Annotated in this window: 3 protein-coding genes; all 3 read right to left on the minus strand. The window is 56.7% G+C overall.

Going from position 1 to position 2,748, the window contains the following annotated elements; all coding sequences use genetic code 11:
* Nucleotide 1: 1 nt before the first annotated feature.
* Nucleotides 2-1,603 (minus strand): phage portal protein, encoded by a 1,602-nt coding sequence (locus J5M57_RS27740; protein ID WP_001359455.1) that lies wholly within the window; start codon nt 1,601-1,603, stop codon nt 2-4.
* Nucleotides 1,600-1,806 carry a gpW family protein gene (locus J5M57_RS27745; protein ID WP_000198149.1) on the minus strand — a complete coding sequence of 69 codons (207 nt, stop codon included), beginning with the start codon at nt 1,804-1,806 and terminating at the stop codon, nt 1,600-1,602. The genes J5M57_RS27740 and J5M57_RS27745 overlap by 4 nt, the downstream gene beginning before the upstream one ends.
* A partial coding sequence (locus J5M57_RS27750; RefSeq protein WP_207872051.1) for a terminase gpA endonuclease subunit occupies nt 1,803-2,748 on the minus strand: 946 nt, incomplete at its 5' end. The genes J5M57_RS27745 and J5M57_RS27750, both read right to left, overlap by 4 nt.

The following is a 2,748-nucleotide window of genomic DNA, read 5'->3' on the forward strand; positions in this document are numbered from 1 at the left end:
ATTACGCAGCTCTGCTGTCACTCTTCTCCTCCTCTGTTGATTGTCGCAGCCCGGATTCAAATGCTGCAGCCGCCCAGGCGGGCGGTTTAAGACCGGCTGCACGGCGCTCCATCGTTTCACGGACCTGCTGGGCAAAAATTTCCTGATAGTCGTCACCGCGTTTTGCGCACTCTTTCTCGTAGGTACTCAGTCCGGCTTCTATCAGCATCACCGCTTCCTGAACTTCTTTCAGACCATCGATGGCCATACGACCGGAGCCTATCCAGTCGCAGTTCCCCCAGGCACTGCGGGCTTCCTGAAAACTGAAGCGCGCTTTTGAAGGTAACGTCACCACGCGGCGAACGATGGCCTCTTCCAGCCAGCACAGAAACATCTGGCTCGCCTGACGGGATGCGACGAATTTTCGCCGCCCCATAAAGTACGCCCACGACTCGTTCGCACTGGCCCGTGCCGTGGAGTAGCTCATCTGGGCGTAATTCCGGGAAAGCTGCTCATACGAGACACCCAGCCCGGCAGCGATATACCGCAGCAGTGACTGCTCAAACACGGAGTAGCCGTTATCCGTATCCTGAGCCGTCTGCAGGTTCAGTGAGTCACCCGGCATCAGGTGCGGTACTTTTGCGCCTCCCAGCCGGACCGGCGCTGCGGCGTAATACGCGGCAATTTCACCAATCCAGCCGGTCAGCCTTTCCCGCTGCTCCTGACTGTTCGCGCCCAGAATAAAATCCATCGCTGACTGCGTATCCAGCTCACTCTCAATGGTGGCGGCATACATCGCCTTCACAATGGCGCTCTGCAGCTGCGTGTTCTGCAGCGTGTCGAGCATCTTCATCTGCTCCATCACGCTGTAAAACACATTTGCACCGCGAGTCTGCCCGTCCTCCACGGGTTCAAAAACGTGAATGAACGAGGCGCGCCCGCCGGGTAACTCACGGGGTATCCATGTCCATTTCTGCGGCATCCAGCCAGGATACCCGTCCTCGCTGACGTAATATCCCAGCGCCGCACCGCTGTCATTAATCTGCACACCGGCACGGCAGTTCCGGCTGTCGCCGGTATTGTTCGGGTTGCTGATGCGCTTCGGGCTGACCATCCGGAACTGTGTCCGGAAAAGCCGCGACGAACTGGTATCCCAGGTGGCCTGAACGAACAGTTCACCGTTAAAGGCGTGCATGGCCACACCTTCCCGAATCATCATGGTAAACGTGCGTTTTCGCTCAACGTCAATGCAGCAGCAGTCATCCTCGGCAAACTCTTTCCATGCCGCTTCAACCTCGCGGGAAAAGGCACGGGCTTCTTCCTCCCCGATGCCCAGATAGCGCCAGCTTGGGCGATGACTGAGCCGGAAAAAAGACCCGACGATATGATCCTGATGCAGCTGGATGGCGTTGGCGGCATAGCCGTTATTGCGTACCAGATCGTCTGCGCGGGCATTGCCACGGGTAAAGTTGGGCAACAGGGCTGCATCCACACTTTCACTCGGTGGGTTCCACGACCGCAACTGCCCTCCAAATCCGCTGCCACCGCCGTGATAACCGGCATATTCGCGCAGCGATGTCATGCCGTCCGGCCCCAGAAGGGTGGGAATGGTGGGCGTTTTCATACATAAAATCCTGCAGGTCCCCTGCGTCGCTGTGTCATGCCGGTCTGCACTTCCAGCTCTGCAATATATTTTTTCAGGTCAGACACGGAAGTGGCCGTAAACTCCACCCTTCGTCCGTCTTTCTGTACTGTTGCCACCCGTTTACCTGTCATCAGGTCATGCAGTGCCGCACGGGCAGCGGCAAGTTCTTCCTGTCGCGTCATTCATCCTCTCCGGATAAGGCACGGGCGTAATCTGCCAGTGTTTTCTTGTTGGTTGCTGCACCATCCTCTTCCTGCAGGCTCGCCAGCAGCGCACTGAGATCCAGCTGCCAGCGGGAAATACTGATGCGCAGCGCCGCCAGCGCATAAACGAAGCAGTCGAGTGCCTCATTGCGTCGCTTTTTGCTGTCCCACAGTATTTTTTTCCTGCCATCCACCCATTTTTCGACCTGCTCTTCAGCAGTCAGCTGCTGCGCTTCGGTCAGATCAAAAATATCCGGGTTATTCGGGAAGTGAACGGCACCGGGAAGCGGTTCATCCCCTTCCGGCGTCAGTGTGAAGCGGTTATAAATCTGCTCTTTCGCGGTATCCGTACCGATTTCGGTAAGGTAAACCCCGTTTTTGTTTCGCTTACGTGGCATGCTGGCCACCGGCTTTCCGTAGACGGATGCCCCTTTAATGGGGATCACCCGGAACAGCCCATGTTTTTTCGAGCGTTCATACACAATGGTCGGGTCAATCCCGCCAGTATCCCAGCAGATACGGGATATCGACATTTCTGCACCATTCCGGCGGGTATAGGTTTTATTGATGGCCTCATCCACACGCAGCAGCGTCTGTTCATCGTCGTGGCGGCCCATAATAATCTGCCGGTCAATCAGCCAGCTTTCCTCACCCGGCCCCCATCCCCATACGCGCATTTCGTAGCGGTCCAGCTGGGAGTCGATACCGGCGGTCAGGTAAGCCACACGGTCAGGAACGGGCGCTGAATAATGCTCTTTCCGCTCTGCCATCACTTCAGCATCCGGACGTTCGCCAATTTTCGCCTCCCACGTCTCACCGAGCGTGGTGTTTACGAAGGTTTTACGTTTTCCCGTATCCCCTTTCGTTTTCATCCAGTCTTTGACAATCTGCACCCAGGTGGTGAACGGGCTGTACGCTGTC

Source organism: Pseudomonas sp. 86_A (assembly GCF_017491705.1).
GTDB lineage: Bacteria > Pseudomonadota > Gammaproteobacteria > Pseudomonadales > Pseudomonadaceae > Aquipseudomonas > Aquipseudomonas koreensis.